Raw genomic sequence first — 3,163 nt, 5'->3', positions numbered from 1 at the left:
GCAACCGCTTTCTCCCCCTTAAAATGATTATCATTATTATCAAAGCGTGAATTCTTGTTTTTTGTTGATTAATTTATTCTTTGGAAGTCCCTAATTCCTTGGCAGCCCGTGCAGCTGTATTACCAGAATCATCCGAGTCAAACGCCACCATAACATAAGGATAGCCGGCATAGAAAAATTACCTTCATCCTACACAATCGGGTTAAGCACTTCTCCAACTTTTGTGACGGACACTAAAAATAATCAGAACTTGGATGATGAAGAGCTTGTGTCCACCTCGGATGACCAAACCTTAGATGAGGACACTGACGATTTGATAGAACTATAACTGCCAGAAGAAATAAAGCAGATTAACAACCTGTTTAATGTCCAGTAGTAGTTGAGAAAAAGCTCATTGCATCAATTGCCTTGGACATTTCCTCTCTCCACCCCTCTTACCCCCCCGTAATATGTTTGTGAAAAGAGGGGTGAACTCTGAGGTGGCTTTTGTCGTGATTATGTAGTTATTCAGTAGTATTTGTTGATGGCTGTTGCTTATGCTTCTGCTTTTCAGTTTTGCTCTCAACAAACTTTCCGCCAAAGATGGCGTACTGTGCGTCAAAAAAAGATGGATTAGCAAGCTTAAAAGCTTTTAAGCGAATTTACCAATAATTGACCAATTATTGGGATCAAATGGGAGACTTCTTATAAGTATTGGGAACTGTTCTTCTTTATTGGGAATTTTTGAGCTAATGAGAATGTAGTTACTGCATGATGTAAAAGGTGTAAAAAGGTAAGAAAAAAATTGGATGTTTGGGAGATGTTGGATAGATATTGGGAGATGTTGAATGTAGTTGGTAAGGATTGGGAAAATGGATGTTTTGTGGAGATATTTTATCAGATGCACAAATTTAGTCAAATTAAGAAACTAGTGCTATTCCTGTAATATTTATTGATAAATACGTCAATAATCACGGTTTGGGCGGTTTCTATTGAGAGTAATTATCAGTTGTATATGCAAAAAAAGGGTCAAAAACAGGGTAAATTTTTTTTGTGGATTTTGTTTTTTTAATGTTGAGTCTTGGTTCTCGTTCAAGTCGAATGCTCAACGTTCACTTTATTTGTGAACAGCTACGATTAACTCTCTACCGCGCATCTTGTGGTCAACCTAATCCAAGATAAATAAGATAGCGAAAAAATGAAATTGATGATGAGCCAGGGGTAAGGTATGGAAGTCAAAAGCGAAGTGACAATAAAATTTAGTGGTGAATTACCAACAGCAACACCAGCCGCGAATAAGAAAGTTGCAATCGAGTTGACGCTCAATACCCTATAGGCTGGTGCAGCAATTTAATACGGCATGACAAGGCTTTGAAGCTTCTAAATTTCAGAGACTTCAATTGGTATAGTTTGATTCCTAGCGATCACAGTATTAAAAGTGGTTCATCAAGTCCTTAGCGCAACTTTCGGTATCACTGCTCATTTCACTCCTCCAACAACTACTTTTGACCACACCCGTGCAATTTTCTCACCAGGGAAGCTGTTGTCCTTGATGGTCTATGAAAAGCCCCGACTGTGCCATGCTCAGTTTATCGATCACTCTAAGCATCGCCAGTGTTGATTCAGTCGGCGTAAAACGCGCATTAGGTCCGCCCATATCCGTCTGCACCCAGCCGGGATGCATGGCGACGATCATTACCCCCCGATGGGCAAGGTCTGAGCTTAACTTCTTGACTCCCATATTCAGAGCGGCTTTGCTCATGCCATAGCTGAGCCCAAAGGTAAGTCCAGAAGCATAAGTGATCGACCCGAGATCAGACGAGATGCAGATTATCTTCGCATTGCGCTTTGGAGCCTGTAGGTGGTCAGCGAAGGCTTGGGCGATCAGCATGGGTGCGACCGCATTCGTGTGCAGAACGCGCAGCATAGTCTCTTCCTGAATGAGTCCGAGCCGTTCGGAGGATGCTGCCACTCCTGCGTTCGGAATCAGCACATCGATCAATATACCCTTTTTTTCTAAAAGCTCTGGGAGAGACGCGATGGCAGTTGCTTGCATCACGTCCAGCCTACAAATGACAAGCCGATCATCATTTTGTGCTGTGGCAAGTGCCTCAAGTTCCGTCGCTCCTTCAGGGTTGCGGCAGCAGGCAACTACGCGCTCCCCACGATGTAGGATCTGCCTTGTGAACTCGAGGCCTATACCTCTGTTTGCTCCGGTAACTAAGTAATTTGCCATGTGGTTTCCTCACTCGTTGTGTTTTGAGAAGAGGCCTTGGTCTGCGCTGGAGAAGCCGTTAGACTAAGCATGGCGCAAATCGTAGTTCAATTAGAATTGGCGAGATTCATTGAATGACAGAACCTCGTCTACTCGGAGTCTCGGCTTGCGTGAAGTATTGCCTTGACCAGGGTAGCCCACTGGTAGTAGCATGACGGGGATGTACTGATCAGCAATACCAAAGAGTTGTTTGACCTGCGCCGGGTCAAAACCGATCATTGGCCCGCTGACAAGACCCCGCACCTTAGCTGCAAGCATTAGGGTCATTGCAGCTAAGGAAGCCGAACGAATCGCTTCATCTCGCGCAAATGCTGCGCTCGATCCGTACATGCTATCCGCCATCTGCACCCACTGCTCCGCGACCTCTCGGGGCAGCAATCCGGCATCGACGCTTTGGTTCAAGATGCCTTGCAGTTTCGTGTGTCCTTCAAGATCGCCAAGGATGATGAAGGTAACTGCAGACTCGGATACCTTCGCTTGTCCGTAAGAGGCCGCCGTTAAAGCCTGCTTCTTTGCTGGGTCGGTGACGGCGATGAATCGCCAGTGCTGGATGTTGAAGGATGACGGTGCTTCCGTGGCCTCTTGAACTAATGCCCGGATTTCATCGGCGGAGAGCTGCTTCGAAGAATCGAAGTGCTGAGCCGATATGCGCCCGTGAATCGTGCTGATGGTGTCGCTCATACTTTTCTCTTGGTTAATTCCACTATGCCGTTCGCGGTACAATGGATAGTATAGGGTGTGCACCTTACGATGACAAGCAAGTACGCACATTTTTTTAGGATACGGATACCGTTGGTAAAATATTATTTACAGCAATTTTCGTAACTGCCCAGGTAGGAATGTCAGGAATATTCCCATGAGGGAAGAAAGATGGTAGTGTTCAAGCATGAATCCAGAAGAAAAAGATCA

At 45.0% G+C, this 3,163-nt stretch carries 2 protein-coding genes; both read right to left on the bottom strand.

Features of this window, described 5'->3' with window-relative positions; genetic code table 11:
• Positions 1-1,507: 1,507 nt before the first annotated feature.
• On the bottom strand, positions 1,508-2,215 hold the full coding sequence (locus V7K21_RS20855; RefSeq protein WP_335177144.1) for an SDR family oxidoreductase: 708 nt from the start codon (positions 2,213-2,215) through the stop codon (positions 1,508-1,510).
• Positions 2,216-2,305: 90 nt separating this feature from the next.
• Entirely contained in the window at positions 2,306-2,935 is a 630-nt protein-coding gene (locus V7K21_RS20850) for a nitroreductase family protein (protein ID WP_335177143.1), read from the bottom strand.
• Positions 2,936-3,163: the final 228 nt, after the last annotated feature.

This window comes from Nostoc sp. (assembly GCF_036919595.1).
Lineage (GTDB): Bacteria > Cyanobacteriota > Cyanobacteriia > Cyanobacteriales > Nostocaceae > Nostoc.
The sequence above is the reverse complement of the archived record's forward strand: the minus strand, read 5'-3'. Positions and strand labels throughout refer to the sequence as shown.

Bases quoted from the DNA above. Each gene is read 5' to 3' on its own strand.
- V7K21_RS20855 (WP_335177144.1), bottom strand. From the start codon at position 2,215: ATGGCAAATTACTTAGTTACCGGAGCAAACAGAGGTATAGGCCTCGAG.
- V7K21_RS20850 (WP_335177143.1), bottom strand. From the start codon at position 2,935: ATGAGCGACACCATCAGCACGATTCACGGGCGCATATCGGCTCAGCAC.